This window comes from Paenibacillus sp. FSL P2-0089, from assembly GCF_038595095.1.
GTDB lineage: Bacteria > Bacillota > Bacilli > Paenibacillales > Paenibacillaceae > Paenibacillus_AQ > Paenibacillus_AQ silagei.
Genome location: NZ_CP152006.1, coordinates 4,949,001 through 4,968,320, shown reverse-complemented (window position 1 = coordinate 4,968,320; position 19,320 = coordinate 4,949,001). Strand labels below are relative to the sequence as shown.

General features: G+C 54.2%; 16 protein-coding genes. 7 read left to right on the top strand and 9 right to left on the bottom strand.

Translation table 11 applies throughout. The features are described 5' to 3' along the window. Positions 1 to 31 precede the first annotated feature (31 nt). Positions 32 to 679, top strand: a complete 648-nt coding sequence (locus NST69_RS20965) for an elongation factor G-binding protein (protein WP_036731637.1) — start codon at positions 32 to 34, stop codon at positions 677 to 679. Positions 680 to 760: 81 nt separating this feature from the next. Here the strand turns inward: NST69_RS20965 and NST69_RS20960 are convergent, their stop codons facing one another. Then, positions 761 to 1,747, bottom strand: a complete 987-nt coding sequence (locus tag NST69_RS20960) for a hypothetical protein (protein WP_342547025.1) — start codon at positions 1,745 to 1,747, stop codon at positions 761 to 763. Continuing rightward, positions 1,725 to 2,645: an AraC family transcriptional regulator gene (locus tag NST69_RS20955; RefSeq protein WP_342547024.1), complete on the bottom strand. Its 921-nt coding sequence runs from the start codon at positions 2,643 to 2,645 to the stop codon at positions 1,725 to 1,727. Before NST69_RS20955 ends, NST69_RS20960 begins: the two co-directional genes overlap by 23 nt. A 156-nt stretch (positions 2,646 to 2,801) precedes the next feature. On the opposite strand from NST69_RS20955, the gene NST69_RS20950 reads away from it, so the two are divergent. Genes NST69_RS20950 through NST69_RS20930 form a run of 5 tightly spaced genes read left to right on the top strand, consistent with a single transcriptional unit; the run spans position 2,802 to position 7,734 of the window. Continuing rightward, on the top strand, positions 2,802 to 3,041 hold the full coding sequence (locus NST69_RS20950) for an acyl carrier protein (protein ID WP_036731643.1): 240 nt from the start codon (positions 2,802 to 2,804) through the stop codon (positions 3,039 to 3,041). Further along, complete coding sequence (locus NST69_RS20945; protein ID WP_342547023.1) at positions 3,038 to 4,381, top strand: hypothetical protein; 1,344 nt, start codon at positions 3,038 to 3,040, stop codon at positions 4,379 to 4,381. Before NST69_RS20950 ends, NST69_RS20945 begins: the two co-directional genes overlap by 4 nt. 16 nt (positions 4,382 to 4,397) lie before the next feature. Continuing rightward, positions 4,398 to 5,519, top strand: a complete 1,122-nt coding sequence (locus NST69_RS20940) for a UDP-glucuronosyltransferase (protein WP_342547022.1) — start codon at positions 4,398 to 4,400, stop codon at positions 5,517 to 5,519. Next, positions 5,519 to 6,712 (top strand): radical SAM protein, encoded by a 1,194-nt coding sequence (locus tag NST69_RS20935; RefSeq protein WP_342547021.1) that lies wholly within the window; start codon positions 5,519 to 5,521, stop codon positions 6,710 to 6,712. The genes NST69_RS20940 and NST69_RS20935 overlap by 1 nt, the downstream gene beginning before the upstream one ends. Next, positions 6,709 to 7,734, top strand: a complete 1,026-nt coding sequence (locus NST69_RS20930; protein WP_342547020.1) for a Gfo/Idh/MocA family oxidoreductase — start codon at positions 6,709 to 6,711, stop codon at positions 7,732 to 7,734. The genes NST69_RS20935 and NST69_RS20930 overlap by 4 nt, the downstream gene beginning before the upstream one ends. A gap of 146 nt (positions 7,735 to 7,880) precedes the next feature. On the opposite strand, the gene NST69_RS20925 is transcribed toward NST69_RS20930, so the two are convergent. Both NST69_RS20925 and NST69_RS20920 read right to left on the bottom strand, forming a co-directional pair. Next, entirely contained in the window at positions 7,881 to 8,669 is a 789-nt protein-coding gene (locus NST69_RS20925) for a nucleotidyltransferase domain-containing protein (RefSeq protein ID WP_339249739.1), read from the bottom strand. Between the two features lie 83 nt (positions 8,670 to 8,752). Next, positions 8,753 to 10,099, bottom strand: coding sequence for an MFS transporter (locus tag NST69_RS20920; RefSeq protein WP_339249737.1), 1,347 nt, complete (start codon positions 10,097 to 10,099; stop codon positions 8,753 to 8,755). A 176-nt stretch (positions 10,100 to 10,275) separates the two neighbouring features. On the opposite strand from NST69_RS20920, the gene NST69_RS20915 reads away from it, so the two are divergent. Further along, on the top strand, positions 10,276 to 11,481 hold the full coding sequence (locus NST69_RS20915) for a helix-turn-helix transcriptional regulator (protein WP_342547019.1): 1,206 nt from the start codon (positions 10,276 to 10,278) through the stop codon (positions 11,479 to 11,481). A gap of 483 nt (positions 11,482 to 11,964) precedes the next feature. Here NST69_RS20915 and NST69_RS20910 read toward each other — a convergent pair whose 3' ends face one another. From NST69_RS20910 to NST69_RS20890, 5 genes are all read right to left on the bottom strand, one after another. After that, positions 11,965 to 13,719 carry an ABC transporter substrate-binding protein gene (locus tag NST69_RS20910; RefSeq protein WP_340979792.1) on the bottom strand — a complete coding sequence of 585 codons (1,755 nt, stop codon included), beginning with the start codon at positions 13,717 to 13,719 and terminating at the stop codon, positions 11,965 to 11,967. Positions 13,720 to 13,796: 77 nt separating this feature from the next. Next, complete coding sequence (locus NST69_RS20905) at positions 13,797 to 14,696, bottom strand: carbohydrate ABC transporter permease (protein ID WP_340979791.1); 900 nt, start codon at positions 14,694 to 14,696, stop codon at positions 13,797 to 13,799. 12 nt (positions 14,697 to 14,708) lie between these two features. Further along, positions 14,709 to 15,665, bottom strand: coding sequence for an ABC transporter permease subunit (locus NST69_RS20900; RefSeq protein WP_036731659.1), 957 nt, complete (start codon positions 15,663 to 15,665; stop codon positions 14,709 to 14,711). Positions 15,666 to 15,752: 87 nt separating this feature from the next. Then, positions 15,753 to 17,345 (bottom strand): response regulator, encoded by a 1,593-nt coding sequence (locus NST69_RS20895; protein WP_339249729.1) that lies wholly within the window; start codon positions 17,343 to 17,345, stop codon positions 15,753 to 15,755. Beyond that, positions 17,338 to 19,128 carry a sensor histidine kinase gene (locus NST69_RS20890; protein WP_081751385.1) on the bottom strand — a complete coding sequence of 597 codons (1,791 nt, stop codon included), beginning with the start codon at positions 19,126 to 19,128 and terminating at the stop codon, positions 17,338 to 17,340. The genes NST69_RS20895 and NST69_RS20890 overlap by 8 nt, the downstream gene beginning before the upstream one ends. Positions 19,129 to 19,320 lie beyond the last annotated feature (192 nt).

Here is a 19,320-nt window from a genome sequence, read left to right as displayed (position 1 = left end):
GTAATCAATAATAATAAGGGGCTGAAGAGCTGTGAAACCAACATTTATTAGAAACCATCAATATAATTATATTAAGAAACAAGCGGATTTTGTGCTGAAAACACTGCGTTCGGTAGCGGACCGCCGTGTCCTGGAGACCGTAAGATACAGCGCCGAGCTCAACGTGACGGGGGCCTTCGCTTCACTGACCGCCGAGCAGGAGCAGATGCTGCGGGCAATCTCCACCTTCGAGAAGGCCGAGGACTTCCAGCAGTATACCAGCGGGCTGGAGCCTTATCTGGAGCCGTTTCCGCCGATTACGCTGAAGCAGATTCAGAAGCTGTTTCCCAAGAATAAAAAGATGAAGCTGCCTGACCTGCAGTCCTTTGATTTCCGTTATGTCACGTATCTGGCCTGGGCGGACATCGCCACGAACAAGCTGTTCATCGTCTATCCGCATGAAGGGCAGTTCATTGGTGTGGAAGGCCGGATGCTGCCGATGCATAAGAAGGGCTACTGCCTGTTCTGCAACCGGCAGCAGGAGCTTGCCTTCCTGACCGTCAAGACCAAGCCGGAGCTGGCGGCGGCAGATAATTTTGCTTCCGTGGGCCAGTACGTATGTTTGGATAATCAGGGCTGCAATCAGAGCATTACGGATATAAGCGCGCTGGAGCGGTTCGTCCTCTCGGTGCGCAAGTAGCAGTATAGTTAGATTAACAAGAGCAGAGCAGCGGTTCCCGGTTGGGGGCCGCTGCTCTATTTGTTTTGTATGGTAGAGGAGCTATCTGCTAGGCTGCGTAGTCATAGCCAAATCTACCAGTTCCTCCAGAAGCTGTTCTTCCAGGCGGATGATCTCACACATATTCCTATGAAGCTTCACCCGCGCGGCGAGCTTGTTGCCCGAGCACATCCCCTTAATCATGAACTGATTGATCAGATCCCACTGCTCGCCTGCCTGACGGTAGCCTTCAGCCGCCCGGGAGAGAGCAGGCGCCGGGCCTTCGCGCTCCAGCAGCTGCAGGAATTGGCTGAACCGGATTCGGCTGATCGGCAAGGCGTTGGCATAGATTTTGAAGGCCGAACTGGCTTCGGGTGAGTTATCAGGCTGTATCCCTATTTCCAGATAGGCCTGGGCATACGCCCTGAGCTGGACGCCCACTTGATCCGGCCGAATCTGTTGGGCTGGGCTGGTAAGCACCTCTTGAAGGATCGTCTTCCAATCTGAGCAGGAACGTGAGACTTCGCACTGCCCGAATAAAGCATAGAAATGACAGGCCCCTTCAAGGATGCTGAAATCTATCACTTCAAGATCCCTGCCATAGTAAGCATCCGTTAGATAGATCAGACTCTTCTCCCTGTCCAGGCCCACGGCAAGACAGGCATGGCTCGTATGCAGCCTGCGGTAGGCTACACACCAGGGACAGTCATAGGAATCGAAGCCAACCAGAACCGGCATGCCTGAGGACAGCTGATTCTCCAGCAGGTCAAGCATGTAGCTTCTATCCATTGCCGGTTCAGTCCGTTCTATATAACTGAAGGTAAGGCCATGATACGCGGACAGATAGCCGGTATTGATCCGGGGCAGCCGTATCCGTTCAATCAAAGGCTGGTCCGGGGCTTGCGGCTCATCCAGGAACATCTGCCAGGCATCGCCGTACATGCCTTTGCTGTCCAGTCCCTGCCACTGTGCTACAGACTGGATGCAATCATCAATACAGCTGCGCAGCTTAGGGTAGTGGGTACTTTTAACAGGAGCAATGTTCAACACTGCTCATCATCTCCTTCGCCGAGCAGAAGTGGCTGTGCAGCCGGTCGCGATAAGAAGCGGGAGTCATGCCGCTGAATTCGCGGAAGAGCCGGTAGAAGTATTTCATGTCGTAAATGCCGACCTCAAGGGCCACGGACTGGACGCCAAGCTTCGTGAACAGGAGCAGGATACAGCTGTATTTCATCCGGATCTCCTGGAAGATCTGGATGTAGGACCTGCCGGTCTTATTCTTAAGCAGCCGCTGGAACTGGCGGGAGCTCACCGCAAGCTGGCGGCTCACCTCATTCAGCGTGATCCGCTCACTATAGTTACTGATCATATATAGGAGGACATCATGCAGCGGGTCATACTGCGGTCCCGGGCGTTCGGCGAAGGGAGTGTCTGCTGCGGGCATAATCAGTTTGGCCAGCTCCAGTAGCGGCGGGTATAGCCGCTGCTCATCCATAAGCGGGCCAGAGTTCAGCATCCCCTGTAGCCGCCCGAGCAGGAAGAGGATTTCCTTATTCTTCTCCCTGTATCCAAACCATTGCCGCACCTCCAGAAGCTTAAGCAGCGGCAAGCGGGCCTCTTCGGATAAGGGACCCGGCAGCTCTCTGAGCACACTGTCAAGCCCGGGCCTGAGCATACAATTCAGGATCAGCAGCGGCTCGGTACCGCTCAGATCCTGCGGATGAAAGACATGGGATATCCCCGGCGGAATCACTAGAACATCCCCCTGCACCACCTGCATTTTATCCTTACCTGCCAGATGAATGCCTGTCCCTTGAACCACGTAGGCCAGCTCTACGAAATCGTGCTGATGACGTACGGAAGTGACCGTATTTTGAGTCAGGAGCATTTGTACGGGTGAAGAGGAGTCGAATAAATAATCCCCCGTAAATACCGGAAAAGCTTCCATAAACAAACCTCCGTTTCCTGCTTCCTTATGTTGGATGACTGGAATCCACCCTAGTATATCTCAATATTTTGGCGCATTCAACCATATATTAACAACTTAAAATTTGGTATATTCATGCTATTCATTCCAATTCCGCAACCTGAAAGGGGTAGACACATGCAGCAGAAAGTCATTGAGATTATTGCCGAAATCAAGGAGGAACCAGGTTTGCTTCAGACGCTCAGCGGAGCTTCTGACCTGACCCTGGACGCCGCACTTGACTCCCTGCAGATCATTAATTTTATTCTGAGAGTCGAGGATGAATTCAATATAGAGGTAGATTTCGACACCTTTGATCTGGAGCATCTGAAATCAGTGGACCGGTTCTCCGCTTATGTCGCCGGGCTTGCCGTATGATGAGGAATGCTGTGCACTGCGGCAGCCTGGAGTCGGAGCGGTACTGGCGGGAGGAGGATCTGGCCTCCTTGCCGGCCATTCCCGATGCGAAGGCGCTGGCTATCGTGCAGGCGATGGATGAAATGCTGTTTGTCTTCTGCGGGAGCGGCGATGTGCTCTTAACCCGCCAGGGGATGAACCGGGCACAATATGACTATCTGCAATCGCTCGGTTATGCATTCAGCACCAATATGGATGCGCTCCGCCTGGAGGCAGTGGAGTCTGTTCCCGCACAGGCGGCGCTGAATATATTTGAACTGCTGGGCCGGATGGACGCCGGGCAGGAACCGGACTGCTTAATACCTGAAGGAGCGCTGCTGGAGCCCTTCGCCGTGCTTCCCGGGATACAGGAGGCGGTTAGCCGGTACAAGCTTTTGCCTACGTTGCCTGATGAAGAGATTGTACGGGCGGTGAATACCAAGAGCTATTCTACAGCGATGCGGGACCGGCTGGGGCTGCCGAATATTGCGGTAGTGGTCGACAGTCTGGAGGAGCTGCTGCAATCGGGACAAGCACTGCTGGAGAAGGGGGCTTTCCTGATCAAGGATGAGTATGGGGTATCCGGTAAAGGGAATCAGCTGGTGGATTCAGAGCGTATGCTGCGCCGGATGGCCGGGCATCTGGAATCGAGCCGCAATCAGGGGAAAAGAATCCGGTTTGTCCTTGAGCCTCTGCTGGACCGGGAGACAGACTTCTCCTGCCAGTTTCAGATTGATCCGGAAGGCCGGGTCACCCTTTTGTCTGCCCAGCAGCTGGTGAACCAGGGCTTCGCCTTCGGAGAATCCCGCTCCCCGCAGCCGTCTCTGCTGGAGAAGCTGGACAAGGAAGGCTACTGGGAGACCATGCACAGCATAGGCCGGGAGCTGCACGCTGACGGATATTACGGTGAGGTGTGTGTTGATTCCATGCTGCTGCGTGACGGAAGCCTGGCGCCTCTGGTAGAGATCAATGCCCGCAAGTCGATGAGTCTGATCAAGCATTATGTGGACCGCCGGTTTAAGCAGGAGGACATGCACACATGCCTGATACAGGTACCGCTGGCGGCTATGGGCAAGGTTCATTATGAGGAGCTGCTGGAGCGGATGGAGGAGACGGGGATTTTATTCTCGCTGGGGGCAGGTGAAGGTGTGATGCCCTTGACCTCTAGCGCGCTCCAGCCGCTGGACCCTTCCCGTGCTGCCGGTTCCACGAAGGGCAAGCTGTATGCAGCCTTGACTTACCGGAGTGAAGACAGCAAGCAGAGCCTCATCCGTACGCTGGATGAGTCTCTCATGCGCACAGGCTATACTATCCTGCGATAAAGAAAGGAACCCCCCAATGAATAACACCGTGACGATTCTATGCTCAGGCTTTGGCCTGGGCTTCTATGTCCCTGGTCTGCTGCTGGAACGGAAGTTCACAGCGATGGGCCTTCAGGCAGAGGTTGAGGTGTTTGAGGCCTTAATGCCTGACCACAAAAAGGAGCAGACAGACAACAGCCGCAGGGCATACCAGCAGAGCTTCGCCGTAGCCCTGACTTCTCAGAAAATACCGTCCGATATAAGAAGCAGCCTTGATCCCGCAGCCGTTGAGCATTTGCTGCAGCAATGGAAGCAGGAGGAACGGCAGCACTTCATCGTCTTGTCCGGGCATTGGGTGCATGTTATGGACCAGTACCGTGAGCTGGCGGGGGTAAGCGTGTATGCTGACCTGCTGTATATTGACGCTGACCTGTCGCCATCGTGGAAGAATCTGCGCAAGCTGAATCCGGCTTACGCAGAAGGCTACCATGAAGTAAGTATGTATGATCCCGGGAAGCAAGAGATTCTGTGCAGCATCGATGCCGGATCTGGGGAAGCACTGCCTGCTGCGGCGAGGAACGGGCGGCTGGTCGTTCATGGGGGCGGCTGGGGAATCGGCACCTTCCGCGAGAAATTTGACGCGCTGGAGTCGGCGGGGTACGAGCTGGATATTGCCGCTTACAGCATTGAGGAGATCGGCGGGCCTGTCCGCGGCAGACGTTATTATATGAATGATCCGCAGTGGCGGACCTGGACGAAGGACGACAGCGGGCAGTATACCTTCCCGCCGTTTGCAGAAGTAACCGGTAACCGGACAGAGCGTTTCACGCCCTGCCAGAGCTACGGGGAGGGGATGTACGGAGTCATCCGGCAGGCGTCCGCAGTCATCAGCAAGCCGGGCGGCGGCGCTTTGATAGATTCCCTGGCTTCGGGCACACCGCTGGTGCTGCTCGACCCCTTCGGCCCGCATGAGAAGATCAACAGTGATCTGTGGGTCGGGCTTGGTTACGGTATCACCTACGGGGAGTGGGCCGAGTCAGGATATGATGATGATGTACTTCGCAAGCTGGCGAATAATCTCAGAGCCGCTAGAGGTCAATACCCGGACTATGCGGCAAGCTATGCTGAACAATTATCCACAGCAGGAGGGAGAAGCTAATGCAGCCAACCAGCAGAGTGAGTCTGGACGAGCAGTCCTTTGAGGCATTGAAACGTACGATCAAGAATGTGGTGGTCCCGCACAGGGAACGCAAGCATGATCCCGGCTTCAAGACAGTGATGCCGGAGATTATGTCCCTCAAGCTGACCAACCGCTGCAATCTCCGCTGCAAGCATTGCTACCAGTGGAATGAATCCGGCTACCATCATGATATGGATACCGCAGAGCAGAACCTGGATATGGATCTGGGAATGATCCAGAGGCTGCTGGAGGAGACGGACGAAGCGCAGTCCCGCCTGTATTTATGGGGAGGGGAGCCGCTGTTTCACCGGCAGGCCAAGGAGATTCTGGACCTTCTTAAGGAGCATCCCCGCGATACTACGATCTGTACCAATGCCTATATGATCCCTAAGTTCGAGGAGGAACTGTGTGCAATCTCGGACAATCTGGAGCTGCTGATCCCGATCGAGGGGTTCCAGGAGGAGCATGATTTCCTGCGCGGCAAAAATTCGTTCCAGAAGGTCATCGACGCCGTTGACCGTTTGCTGGAGCTGCGCAAGCAGGGCCGCTTCCGCGGCCGGATCTCTGTGCACAACGTGATTAATGACAATATGATCGGCCGGTTGTACGAGCTGGTGGAATTTTTTGAACAAAAAGGCGTCGATCTGGTCCTGCTCTGCTTCCCATGGTATATCTCGGAAGACACCAGTTTTGCGATGGACCGCTTCTACGATGAACACTTCCAGTGGCTGGCCGAGCTTCCACCGGATCACCGGAGCAGCTGGCATGCGTTCAAATACCATATCAAGCCGGAGAATATCAGCAGACTGACGGAAGACCTGCGCCGGATTAACAGCAATACCTGGAATAATACCCGAATCCGTTATCAGCCGGGGCTGGACTTTGATGAGATTGAGGATTTCGTGGCCGGCAAGCCGATGAAATCCCGCAGTACGTCGAAATGTCTGGCGCTCAGTACCCGGGTGGATATTGCCCCGAACGGGATGGTGAGTGCCTGTAAATTTTTTGGCGAGCTGGCGATTGGCAATGTGAATGAATACTCGCTCACCGAAATATGGAATTCTGCCCGCTACGACCGGCTGCGGCGGATTATGGATGAAGGCTTGTCTCCGGCCTGCTCCAAATGTAATGTGCTGTACTTGAACACCTACGCTGCGCTGGCTCAGATATGAGCAGTGTGGTAGAGGAGCCAAGCTATAAGCTCGGCATTCTGGGCGCCTCGAGTATTGCGGTTCCAGCGATGCTGGAGCCGGCACGGATAGTGGACAAGGTGAAGATCACGGCGATTGCCAACCGTACCTTGGCGAAAGCGGAGGCCATGGCTGAGGCGTACCAAATTCCCTATGTGGCGGCTAGTCTGGACGAGTTGCTGGAGCTGGACGATCTGGATGGAATATATATTGCGCTCAGCAATGAGCTTCATGCGCAGTGGGCGATCCGGGCCTTGAATGCGGGCAAGCATGTCTTGGTGGAAAAGCCGATCTGTCTCCATCCTGAAGAAGCGGAACAGTTAAGGCTGGCGAAGGACAACCCTGCAGCCCCGAAGCTCACCGAGGGGCTGATGATTGCCTGTCACCCCTGGCAGCAGGCGCTGAAGGGCATCGTCGATTCGGGCGAATTCGGCGCGCTGCGCAGGATCAGCACCCGAATCTCCGTTCCTGCCAAGAACAGGCATGCCGGCAATTACCGGAGTGTCAGGGGGAAGGGCGGAGGTGCTTTTGCCGATCTTGGCTGCTATTGGTTGCAGTTCGTGCAGACCCTTGCTGGTCTACAGCCGGAGGAGATCCTGGCGCAGTCGGCCTTTGACGGGCCGGATGGCTGCGATTGGACCTTTCAGGCGGCGTTGCAATACAAGAACGGGCTGAGGGCCGAGTGTCTCACTTCCTTTGAGCTGCCATTCCGGGCCTCGCATATCCTGTATTTCGACCATACCGTGCTGACGGTCCCCGATTTCTTCCGGCCGATCAAGGGGTTCTATAAGCTCAAAATCCGGCATGATCTGCCGGACAACCGTACCACCCTATGCGAATTCGAACCGCTGAACTATTATGTGGGCCAGCTGGAGGCTTTTGCAGCGATCATGAGCGGGCAGCAGGCCGAGGGCCTGAGTGCTACCTGGGAACGGGTGCAGCTGCAAGCCCAGATCATGGCTGAGGCACAGCGGCGCCGGGTCTCTGAGGTGCTTCCACTATAGCGATTGTGCTAGCAGAGTGAGACCATTGACAGCAGCTGCTTCCAGCAACAGCAAACAGCGACTCCCTTTGTGGGGGACGCTTTTTGCTGTTCCACTATTCCGCTGGAGGTTCCAGTAAGTATGCCGAATATGAATGTCTGTCTACACTAGCGGTCCTGTAAGGAAGGAGGCTGCTCCATCCAGGCACGCTCGTTGTTCAGCACATAGATCCCGAGTGCCTGCTCGAAGGACAAGCCATGATTATAGAAAGTCAGCATCTTCGCGGCGAAGCGCACACTCTTATGTGCACTGGGCGATTGCAGCAGCTCTGTTGCCAGTGTACGGAAATTCTTCGGCTGGGCTTCCGCAGCATCGACAGCATCCAGCAGACCTTTAGGGCTTGGAAAAAGCAGGCGGTTATACGCCAGAATCATCCGTCCGCTAAAAAACACCAGTTGGACCGCCGTATGAGCGAGCAGGTAGGCGTCATTTTTTTGGCCCGCTTCCTTGGCGAAATACAGCCCGTACAGGTAGATCTGGGCGCAGAATTCCCGCAAATTACGCTCGCGGTTCTCCTCGGGATAGACGGGAATCCGGGCCACGAGCTCATTCAGCTCCGGGATTCTGGAGAATAATACCTCTGCACCGGTAAAAGCATACCTCGTCGGCTCATTGCCGCGCCGGGCGGCAAGCTCCAGAAACCGGCGGTTGATCACCTTGATATCGGCATATCCGCCTTCATAGGTGCTGACTTCCCGGTCCACGTAGGAGAGCCTGCCGTTCTGCTCATATTCCGCATAGGCTTCATCGGTGAAGACCAGATGAACATCCACATCCGAGGACTCGCTGGCGGTTCCCTTGGCTACAGATCCGCTGGTGATTGCCGCCAGACAAGCAGGGTCTTGCTCCAGCTTCTCCGCCAGCTTCTCCAGCGTCTGCCTGTGGTGCGCGTACATATAACGTTCCGCCTCCTTGATTAGATTCTGCTGCGTTAAGCGTATCAATTGGACAGCTTGCCAGCTATGGTCAATTCAGACATTCAGGCCCCCGCCTGCTCTGTCTTCCCCTGAGCGGCCTGTTGATCAGCGGCACTGCTGCGGACAAGGCCTCTCTGTCCGGCCAGCGTGACCGCCAGAATAGCTGCACCGGAGACGAGCAGAATGAACGAGCCGGGAATCCGGTCGAGGAGGACTCCATAGAGCAGCATTCCGAGCGGAGCGATGGAACCGGCGATGCCCTCCACCAGCCCGAATACGCGTCCACGATACTCCTCCTCGGTGGTCTGCTGCAGATATACCTGGATCGGAATATTGATGACCATAATCATGATACCGACAAGCAGGAGCAGCGGCAGGAAGAGAAGGAAGGTGGCCTTCGGAGTGAAATGCAGCAGCAGCGGAACCGCCAGTGCGAGGAATAACACTCCCAGCGCGCTTAAGCCTCCGAGGATCGGCCTCACCGGACTCTTGCTCTGGGGAAGTATAGCAAGCAGCAGCGACATCAGCAGTACGCCTGCCGCCAGCATCGCTTCGAGGACTCCATATTGCTTCGAGGAGAGTCCGAGTGTCTGTACTGCAACGTAGGGCAGCACAACATTCAGGGCGACGACGAAGAAATTAATCCAGAACACAATCCCCATCAGGGAGCGGAGGACCGGACGGCGGATCACATAAGCGAAGCCTTCCTTCAGATTCGTGCGTACCCCGTTAACAGCAGTGCCCAGACGTTCGCGGAGCGGCTGGGGGCCAGCGGCTTCGGCAGGTTCAAGGGCAGCATGAAGCCGTGGAATCGGCTTGTATCTCAGCATGCAGCCCATCACGGTCGAAACGGTGAAGCCTGCCGCGTTCAGCAGCATGAAATCCTGAAGGGGAAGGAAGGCATACAGAAGACCGGCGAGAATCGGAGCCAGCAGGTGCCCAGCCGATCCGGCAATCTGATTCAGTGATCCGGCCCGCTGGACGGAGCCGCTGTCTACAAGCATCATCATCGAGGAGGAGACTGAGATACTATAGAAGGTAGAGCAGATAGATAATAGAATGAGCGACAGATAGATAGTCCATAGGGACATTCCCTCCAGCGAGACGAATAGAAAGGCCAGGGACATAATCAGGGCACTGGCCAGGTCCGAGCCGATCAGCAGCCTGCGGCGGTTAACTCTGTCGGCGAGCACACCGGCGAAGGGGGCCAGCAGGATACCGGGCAGCAGCCCGCACAGCAGTGTAACGGCGAAGCTGCTCCCTGACCCAGTCTCATTCAGAATGAACAGACCAGCTACGAAGGTGTACATACTGGAGCCGAGAACAGAGACCAGCTTGCTGCTGAAGAAGAGAAATATGTTACGGTTAGTCGCTGCCTTATCATGGGCTGCGGATGTTATTTGAGACATAATAGCACTCCCTTTGATCAAAAAAGTTAAGTTTAATTAAACTTATTGTATGAGTAAAAGTTGAAGAATACAACAAAAAGTTTAATATAATTTAACTTTAGCGTATTTCCAGCTTTCTCTTAGGGTATAGGTAAGCTATACTGAAAAGAAAAGCTACCTGGAAAGTTGGCAAGCAGATGACCACCAAACAAACCATCGGAGAGAAAGTCAAGCAATTGCGCAAGGCTAAGGGGCTTACGCAGACGGACCTTGCCGGAGACCATATGACCAAGAGCATGCTGAGTCAAATCGAGAATGGACGCGCCTTGCCCTCGATGAACAGCTTGCAGGTTCTGGCCGGCAGGCTGGGAGTTGATCCGGGCTACTTCCTCGAAGGCGAGGAGGAGGCGGAGCTTGCTCCGCTTGTCCGGGAGATGGAGGCTGAGTTCAAGGCGAAGAATTACAGGGAGGTCATCCAGCGGCTTCAGCCGCTCACGGAGCGTACGCTTCCGATGACGATTGATGCTGCGCGTCTGCTGGAGTTCTATGTAAGTTCCCTTTTCTATACGGGAGCCGGAGGCGGGGAAGCGGAGCTGGAACGGGCAGCACTGATCTATGAACGCTTCGGCTTATTCGTGGAACGGGCGAAGGTGCAGTATATTTCCTATGCCCTGAATTTCGCACAGAACAGATACGCGGACGGGCTGGAGCTGATCCGGCGGGTCCGCAAGGAGTATGAGGATAACAAGGTGGGAAATGATTTTATCTTTGAAATCGATCTTCATTATGCCGAGAGTATTAGTCTGTCTGCCCTGGGGGATTATGCGGGAAGCCGTGAAGCTGCATTGGCGGCACTGCAGGTTTCACGGGAAGAGGGAATCTACTATATGACGGATCATCTGTACCGGGTGCTCGGTATCCTGGCGCTGACCGAAGGAGAGACCTTGGCGGCAGAGCAGGCCATGAAAAAGGCCAGAGCATTCGCAGAATTCACCGAATCTGAGGATTCACTGAAGCTGGTGGTGATCGGAGAGATCAGACTTGCGGTAGCTAAGGGAGAGTACAGCAAGGTTCTTGCGCTGGCGGAGCGGTATCCGCAGGAGGATGAACATTACGCATCCAGCGTCCAGCTCATGTCCGGCATCGCAAGGTATCATCTCGGCCAGGACGATGAAGCGCTGATCAGCCTGTCCAAAGCCGAGCCGGGTGATCAGGTCTACCACCCGCTTGACCGCGCCAACCTGCTGACAGCTTATGCTTACCGCGCACAGATCTGTATGCGCCGGGGCATGAAGGAGGAAGCACTGCGGCTGTCCCAATTTGCCTACGATCAGGTGAAGGAATACCCGCCTTCCATATACACCGAAATGATTAACAAAACTTACCACGAGCTGCATAGCTAGATTGTATTTCCTGCAATAGAAAAGGCATAGCTGACCGTAAAATGAGAGTCTATTGTATTTCATACAGTAGAATGTTGTGTTTTGGGTGGAAAATGGCCTTTTTTCAACATTCAATTGTACTGGATACAATAGATTCTATTTCGAAGCCCTTTTTATAGCATTCTGTTGTACAAAATGCAGTTGCGATCGTTCCAGCGCCTGCAGCATCCTAACACAGCAAACAACACCCGTGCTATTTCCCGCACGGGTGTCCTTCTGCACTGAAATATAGGTTGAACTATAAAACTTCAGATAAAGGAGGGAGCGACGGAGGAGATTTTGGAACTGTAGGAGCGTTAGCGTCCGCCTTTGTTTCCGGATTTCTACCGCAACCAGCGGTCTTAATCAGCGAATCTGGAAACAACAGCGGCCGGAAGTCCAAAATCTCCGCAGTGGCGACTACTCCTTTGATCTGTGCATTTTAGCTCAAGCTATCTGAATTGTTTATTTGCTGGTCCACAGCTCCACACGGTCCTGCACGTACTTCGTATAGCCAGCTTCCATTTTCTTAACGCCGGCTTTTTCCAGATCGGCCATGTAATCATCCCAGATTTTATCGAATTCCGCCGGTTTGGCCAGAATGGCCTGCGGGATGCGTTTCCACGTAATATCCTTCATTTTATTGCCCAGAATGGAGACTTCATCCTCACCGGGAATGGAAATGTTCCAGGCTGCGCCGTAGGCTTTCTCCTTGAATTCCTCTTCTTTCGGGAACAGGTCCTTCCAGGTCGTAGCTTTGTAGGCTGCCAGCGTCTCTTTCTCAACATCGCTATAGCCCAGAACCAGCTGCTCAGGGAAGTTCTTGGTGTAGTAGTTGCCCGTAGAATCCTTGGCACCGTCACCGTAGTGAACCATCATGTTCCAGTAGAAGCCAATGCCCGTTTCCTTCGTGAAGGCGGTGTTGTCGTTGTTGATGCGGTCCTGGACTTCCTGCGGAACTACGCGTTTGCCGTTCTCCACTTTATAGTGCTTGCCTTCAACACCCCAGTTGTTCAGGATCTGACCTTCATCGGAGGCCAGGTAATCCAGGAACTTGATCGTCCGCACCGGATCGGGGTTAGTAGTGGAGATGGAGATGCCGTAGCCGCCCATGAAGCCGGTAGGCCAGAAGCTGGTTTCCTTGTATTCATCCGTCAGAGTGACCGGATAGTGTCCGTAAGTCTGATCGAATTTGCCGGCGGCTTTGAGCGCCTGCTGTGCGTCATTGTAGTCCCAGTCCTGGTCAATTAGGCCAAGCACGCGTCCAGTCGCTACTTTGGCTTTGTACTGGTCGTATTTCTGCACGAAGCTCTCCTTATCAAGCAGGCCGATATCGTTCATGTGGTTCAGCCAGCGGAAATACTCCTTCTCTTCCGGGCGGCGGAAGTGGTAGATCGCTTCATGAGTCTCCTGATCGATGTAATATTCACCGTCATCGGAGCCGCCGGTCGTAGCTACCGCAGGGTTGGTGACGGAAATGTACATATGCCAGTCATCCGCGTTGAGGGAGACGCCGATGTTTTTGTTGCCGTTCTCATCCGTAGGGTGCTTCTCCAGATAGGCTTTGATTACGTTCTCATAATCCTTCACCGTGCGGATCTCCGGATACCCGGCTTCCTTCAATACCCGGTGTTGCAGCTCGAAGCCGCCGCCCGCTACGAATTTCTTCTCATCCACTGCTGCCCAAGTTGGGATAGCGTAGATCGACTGGTCTTCATTCGTGTACTTGGCGCGGGCCAGATTATCGCCGAGTACGCGCTTAATGTTAGGGGCATGCTTATCGATCAGATCGGTCAGATCAAGGACCGCGCCGGCATCCACCAGCTTGCCGATGTCGCCTTTAGCCGAGATAATGTCGGGATAATCCCCGCCCGCTGCAATGAGGGCAATCTTCTGCTGCGGATCACCGACAGCGAATTCGGCATCGAGGGTGACGCCCGTCTTTTGCGTAATGACGGTACTGACCTCATCCTTCATATTGTTCCAGTTCGGATTGGGGTCTTCCGCGAAGAAGGATAGTGTCAGGGGACTTAGGTCCTCAGCCGCCGCCGTAGCCTCAGCTGTTGCCGTGGCATTGCCGCTGTTCGTGGCCTTGGCCCCGGTATTCTCAGCCGTATTCTTGTTGCCGTTATTATTGCCCCCGCCGCAGCCTGCCAGCACACTGAGCAGCAAGGTCAGCACCATCAGCGCCACAACCGGTTTCGCCGTCTTTCTTGTCATGAATTGAAACCCTCCCTTTGTCTGGTAGAATCATATTGTATTCACAGGCCTCAGCCTGAAGATACCGCTTAAGCCGATTAGCTTTTGACCGAACCCAGCGTCATGCCTTTGACGAAATAGCGCTGCAGGAACGGATAGACAATCAGAATGGGAACGGTGACGACAATGGTGATTGCCATTTTGACCGATTCCGGGGAGATCTGGGCCATGACCTCTGTCATATTGCGTCCGCGGAAATTATCCGCGTTGGTCGTGGTGCTCTGAATGACCTTCATCAGCTCGAACTGCAGGGTGGTCAGCGAGTCCTTCGAGCCATTATACAAATAGGTGTCAATCCACGCATTCCACTGGCCGACGGCCAGGAACAGGGCGATGGTTGCCAAGGCTGGCTTGGTCAGAGGCAGAATAACACGCCAGTAGATGGTGAAGTCATTGGCTCCGTCCAGCTTGGCAGATTCCTGAAGAGCGTACGGTAGCCCGTCGATGAAGGAGCGGATCACGAACACATTGAAGGCGCTCACCAGACCGGGTAGAACATACACGCCGAAGGTACCCATCATATGCAGATCTTTAATCAGAATGTAAAAGGGGATCAGACCTCCCGATACGTACATCGTCAGCGCCAGGAAGGTAGAGACGAACTTGCGGGCCTGGAAGTCCACCCGGCTTAAGGTGAAGGCCAGCATGGAGGCACTGACCAGTCCGAGCAGGGTCCCGATAATCGTCCGCAGCACCGAAATTTTGAACCCGGTAATCAGTCCGGAGAAGGCGAAGATCGTCTCATAATTCTTGAAGGTGAACATCCGGGGGTAGATCGTAATCCCGCCCTTGATGCTGTCCGTCGAGTCATTGAAGGAGATCGCCAGCACGTTCAGAAAAGGGTACAGCGTAGCAACAGTTACGACCGTAATCGCCAGATAAACAACCAAATCGAAGATGCGGTCCGACCAGGATGCCGCAGCCAGTTTTTTAATCATGAGCAGGGCCTCCTATATGATGCTTTCCTTGGTTATTTTTTTGAAGATGCCGTTGGCCGTAAAGAGCAGAATTACACTCACCACGGAATTGAAAATATTAATCGCCGTCCCGAAGGAGAACCGTCCCATCCCCAGCCCGTAATTCAGGGCATACAGGTCGAGAGTCTGCGAGTAGTCACGCACCAGATTGTTGCCGAGCAGGAACTGCTTCTCGAACCCGATGCTGATCAGATGGCCGATGGACATGATTAGCAGGATCACGATGGTACCCCGGATGCCCGGAAAAGTAATATGACGCACCTGCTGGAGCCGGCTGGCTCCGTCCACCCTGGCTGCTTCGTACAGCTCCGGCCCGATGCCTGAGATGGCGGCGAGATAGATAATCGTATTCCAGCCCGTCTCCTTCCAGACATCCGAGGCGGTAACAATGCCCCAGAACAGATTGCCCTTCGCCATGAACTGGATCGGCTCACTGATGATATGAAGACCCATCAGCAGGTCATTGACTGCGCCGTTGTCCGTGGAGAGCATCTTGGTAATGATCCCGGCGGCAACCACCCAGGACACAAAGTGAGGCAGATACGACACCGTCTGAACGAAGCGCTTCAGCACCTGCAGCCGTACCTCATTCAGCAGAATAGCGAAGATAATCGGAATGATAAAGCCTGCCAGCAGTCCCATAATACTCATGGCCAGCGTATTGCGCAGGGCGTTGAAGAATTGCTCATCCTGGAACAGCTCCCGGAAGTACTGGAGGCCGACCCATTTTTGCTCGAAAAAGGATTTGCCCGGCTTATACTTCTGGAAGGCCATCATCCACCCCCATAACGGAAGATAGCTGAAGACAAAGGCCCAGAGGACAAAAGGAACAGCCATCATATAGAGGTATTTCTGCTGCCGGAATTTCCCCCAGAAGCTTGCAGCAGATTTCTTCGGCTCCGGCTTCATCGTGGTGGTAATCGCTTTCATTTATGTCCCTCCTTCGATATAGCTTTATCATAATCTGCCGCCAGGACGGGAAACACCCGAAGATTTGAGTGTAAAAACAGGGGAAAATCAGTCTTTTTCGTAAGCGCTTTCTGAAAAAACATTCTCCGGCTCCTTTCTCCGGTAAGCGGAAGGGGAGATGCCTGCGATTTTTTTGAATTTCTCGCGGAAATAATCGACATCGCTGAAGCCGACACTGCTGGCAGCCTGATGGATTTTGCAGCCTTGATCCAGCAGCTCCTTGGCCTTCTCAATGCGGATCGTATCCAGATAAGTGTTGAAGGAGCAGCCCATGGTGTTCTTGAACAGCTTACCCAGATAGGCACTGCTATAGGTGAACACATCGGCCAGCGTCTCCAGCTTCAGATTCTCGTCATAGTGCCGGTGGATCAGATCGACCATCCGTTTCATCAGGACATCCATATCGTCGCGTATAATCCCGCCAGCGTATTCCTCCAGCAGACCTGAGATATAACGCTGGAGCTGGGGGAGGGAGGTATGCCTGTAGATCTGCTGAATCTGCTCCTCCATCAGGCTCTGCGCAGCGCTAAGCTCCTTATAATGAACGGAGAGCTTGCCGGACATAGTAGTAACGGCCCGGACATAGTAGGATTTCACCGCCATCTCGGATAATCCCGCAGCAGCCATAAGGTCCCCTGCTTCCTGGATCAGGTCAGAGATTACGCTGAGATTGCCGGTATCCATGGCGAAATAGAGCCGGTCCATCACAGGGGCGAGCCTGCTCTCCGTATCCTGGGGGTTCGCAGGCAGCCCCTGCTTCAGCTTGAGCGAATCCGGGCCGATCATCCCCGGCTCATCATAGAAGAAGTGATCCTTCATCCGCGCCAGCGCCGACTGATGGGAGAGCTGCAGCTCCGCCAGACTGTCCACCATATCCCCGGCGGTGATGATGCACTCCAGTCCTTCAGCGGCAGCGGCCTCACGGATCTGCCGGGCCATCCGTTTGCTTACCAGCTCCTTCTGATAAGAGGGCTGAAGCAGCACCCCGAGATAAGAATCAAGCGCGAATACGATGCCCCGGCTATTGTCCTCGAAGCTTGACGTCAGCCGGGACTTGACGCTGCTGGAAGGTCCGTTGTCCGCATGATCCTGGAGCAGCAGCCGGATCAGCACGATCTGGTAGGCATCCCAGAGCAGCCCTGCTTCCAGCGCCGACTCCATCAGCGCCGGGGCGGGATGCAGACTGCTCTCCATCAGCAGGGACTGAACCAGCATCTCCCGGCTCCAGACCTTAACAGCCTCATGATTCTTGCGGTGCGTCAGCCGCGCATTCAGTACGGTGGATAGGCCCGTAAGATACAGCTGCAATTCCTCTTCATCGACTGGCTTAAGCAGATAGTTATCGATATTGTAAGACAGTGCACGCTTGGCATAGCTGAAGTCGGCATAGCCGCTCAGGATGAGAATATGCAGCTCCTCATGATCCTCCCGCAGCTCGCCGATCAGCTCCAGCCCGTCCTTCCCGGGCATACGGATATCGACAATCATCAGGTCCGGAGAATACAGCATAGCCTTATGCCTGGCTTCAACCGCGTTGGCAGCTGTATCCACTACCCGGTAGCCCAGACTCTCCCAATCCAACAGAGTAACAAGCCCTTCGCGGATAGACAATTCATCATCAACAATTAACACACTATACATAGGAATCACTCCTTATAGGGATGGCGAAGCTGATCTGTGTGCCGTATCCGCTCTGGCTGGACAGAACCAGGCCGCATTCCGGGCCGTAGGTCAGCTTCAGCCGCAGATGGATGTTACGCATTCCGATACTGTGGGTCTCATAGTCATCGTTATTGTCCAGCATCTGCCGCAGCTCTGCGAGCCGGGCCGGCGGGATTCCGGTTCCGTTATCGGAGACCTGAACCTTAAGCAGGGCATCCTCCACCCGGATATCCACCCGGACCATTCCGCCGTCCATCCGGTCCTCCAGGCCGTGTATGACACAATTCTCCACCAGCGGCTGAATAATAAGCGGCGGAATTTTTAAGGTATTCGCTGCCGGATCAACATACAGCTCGTAGGCGAGCCGGTCATTGTAGCGGAATTTCTGGATGACCAGGTAACAGTTTACGGTCTCCAGCTCACTTTGCAGGGTAATTCTGCCCCCGCCGACCTCCAGATTCTTGCGCATCATCTTGCCCAGCAGCCGGACGACCTGTGCAATATCGGTCTGGCCGCGGGTGTGGGCCTTCATCCGGATCGACTCCAGGGCATTGAACAGGAAATGGGGGTTGATCTGGCTGGCCATCATTTTGAATTTGATCTCATTCTGCTTCAGCAGGATAGCATTCTTCTGCTGGTTGGACTCCTGCACCTCGCTCATCAGCTCGTTGACATTGCGGACCATGTGGTTGAACTGCCGGGCCAGCTGGCCGATCTCATCTTTGCCGTCGATCACGAGCCTGGCTTCCAGATTGCCGGAGGCAACCTTGGAGATATGCTTGCTGAGATGCAGCATGCGTCCGGTGAGCAGGCGGGAGAAGTAGTAGATTAGGATGATTGCAAGGAATAGGGAGGAGATAATGACGGAAGAAGCCAGGGAAATAATCCGGTTAGGCTCACTTACAATACTCTCTACGGAGAAAATAGAGATGATCCGCAGGCTGTTCAGGCTGCCCACAGGATGCCAATCGTCGATCAGCATTTTGAAGGACTGACCGTCGATCGTGATATCCGCAGGCCCGTGCCCGGCAAGGGTGGACAGCGGCTTCAGGTTGATTTCGTGCAGCGACTTGCCGAGGGTACCTGCCCGGTTGGAGGCGACAATATGATCGTTCTCATCGACGATAAAGGTCTCGAAGGTCTCCTGCTTCAGGATGCTGCTGAGCTGATCCGAATTGACATTCACGACCAGCACACCGGTTGTGCGCTGCTTGAGGAAGTCCACCTTGCGGATCAGGCTGAGATAATACTGGCCGTTGCGGCTGTCGGGGATATAACTCCAGAACGCGAGTCCCTTCTGGGCGAGGGCGAGCTGGTACCAGGGCTCCCGGGTAACTGCGGCATCAGCCTGGAGGAATTCCCAGTTGTTAAGCACCGTCGGGTTGTCGATATACAGCCGGATGCTGGAGATTTCTTTGTACAGGCGGACGAAATCCCGGAAGTCGGGATAATCCCAATAGGCCTGCACCACATCATAGACTGATTCGTACCGGTGATTCGCAGCCTCCTCCAGCCGGCTGTCATTGGACAGGCGGTAGACGATATCCACCGGAACGTTCAGCATCTCACTGGTCCGTTTTTTCACACGGTCGACATTCGCCGTAATCTGCTTCAGCGCATTGTTCATCGCCATATTCCGCAATTCACTGGTCAGGAACACCCCCACAATGAGCACCGGAATCAGGACGACGCTGCCGAAAGAGAGGAAGAGCTTGGTCCTGAGCTTCAGGTTGTTCATGAAGGTGATGATACGGGTATACACGAATGAAATCCCCTCCCGTTAGCACATTTATAATAACGCTTACAATAGAGTATAGCGCGAAATCGTTAGCCAATATATGTCATGAAAATATTTTTTTGATAAACTTTACGCCTCCGAATTCCGATAATAAAGGGATCTGAACATCAATATTGGATAAATATTGAATACTTAGATGGAATACTGGAACTCCAT

Bases quoted from the DNA above. Each gene is read 5' to 3' on its own strand.
- NST69_RS20955 (WP_342547024.1), bottom strand. From the start codon at position 2,645: ATGGAAGCTTTTCCGGTATTTACGGGGGATTATTTATTCGACTCCTCT.
- NST69_RS20950 (WP_036731643.1), top strand. From the start codon at position 2,802: ATGCAGCAGAAAGTCATTGAGATTATTGCCGAAATCAAGGAGGAACCA.
- NST69_RS20945 (WP_342547023.1), top strand. From the start codon at position 3,038: ATGATGAGGAATGCTGTGCACTGCGGCAGCCTGGAGTCGGAGCGGTAC.
- NST69_RS20940 (WP_342547022.1), top strand. From the start codon at position 4,398: ATGAATAACACCGTGACGATTCTATGCTCAGGCTTTGGCCTGGGCTTC.
- NST69_RS20935 (WP_342547021.1), top strand. From the start codon at position 5,519: ATGCAGCCAACCAGCAGAGTGAGTCTGGACGAGCAGTCCTTTGAGGCA.
- NST69_RS20930 (WP_342547020.1), top strand. From the start codon at position 6,709: ATGAGCAGTGTGGTAGAGGAGCCAAGCTATAAGCTCGGCATTCTGGGC.
- NST69_RS20925 (WP_339249739.1), bottom strand. From the start codon at position 8,669: ATGTACGCGCACCACAGGCAGACGCTGGAGAAGCTGGCGGAGAAGCTG.
- NST69_RS20920 (WP_339249737.1), bottom strand. From the start codon at position 10,099: ATGTCTCAAATAACATCCGCAGCCCATGATAAGGCAGCGACTAACCGT.
- NST69_RS20915 (WP_342547019.1), top strand. From the start codon at position 10,276: ATGACCACCAAACAAACCATCGGAGAGAAAGTCAAGCAATTGCGCAAG.
- NST69_RS20910 (WP_340979792.1), bottom strand. From the start codon at position 13,719: ATGACAAGAAAGACGGCGAAACCGGTTGTGGCGCTGATGGTGCTGACC.
- NST69_RS20905 (WP_340979791.1), bottom strand. From the start codon at position 14,696: ATGATTAAAAAACTGGCTGCGGCATCCTGGTCGGACCGCATCTTCGAT.
- NST69_RS20900 (WP_036731659.1), bottom strand. From the start codon at position 15,665: ATGAAAGCGATTACCACCACGATGAAGCCGGAGCCGAAGAAATCTGCT.
- NST69_RS20895 (WP_339249729.1), bottom strand. From the start codon at position 17,345: ATGTATAGTGTGTTAATTGTTGATGATGAATTGTCTATCCGCGAAGGG.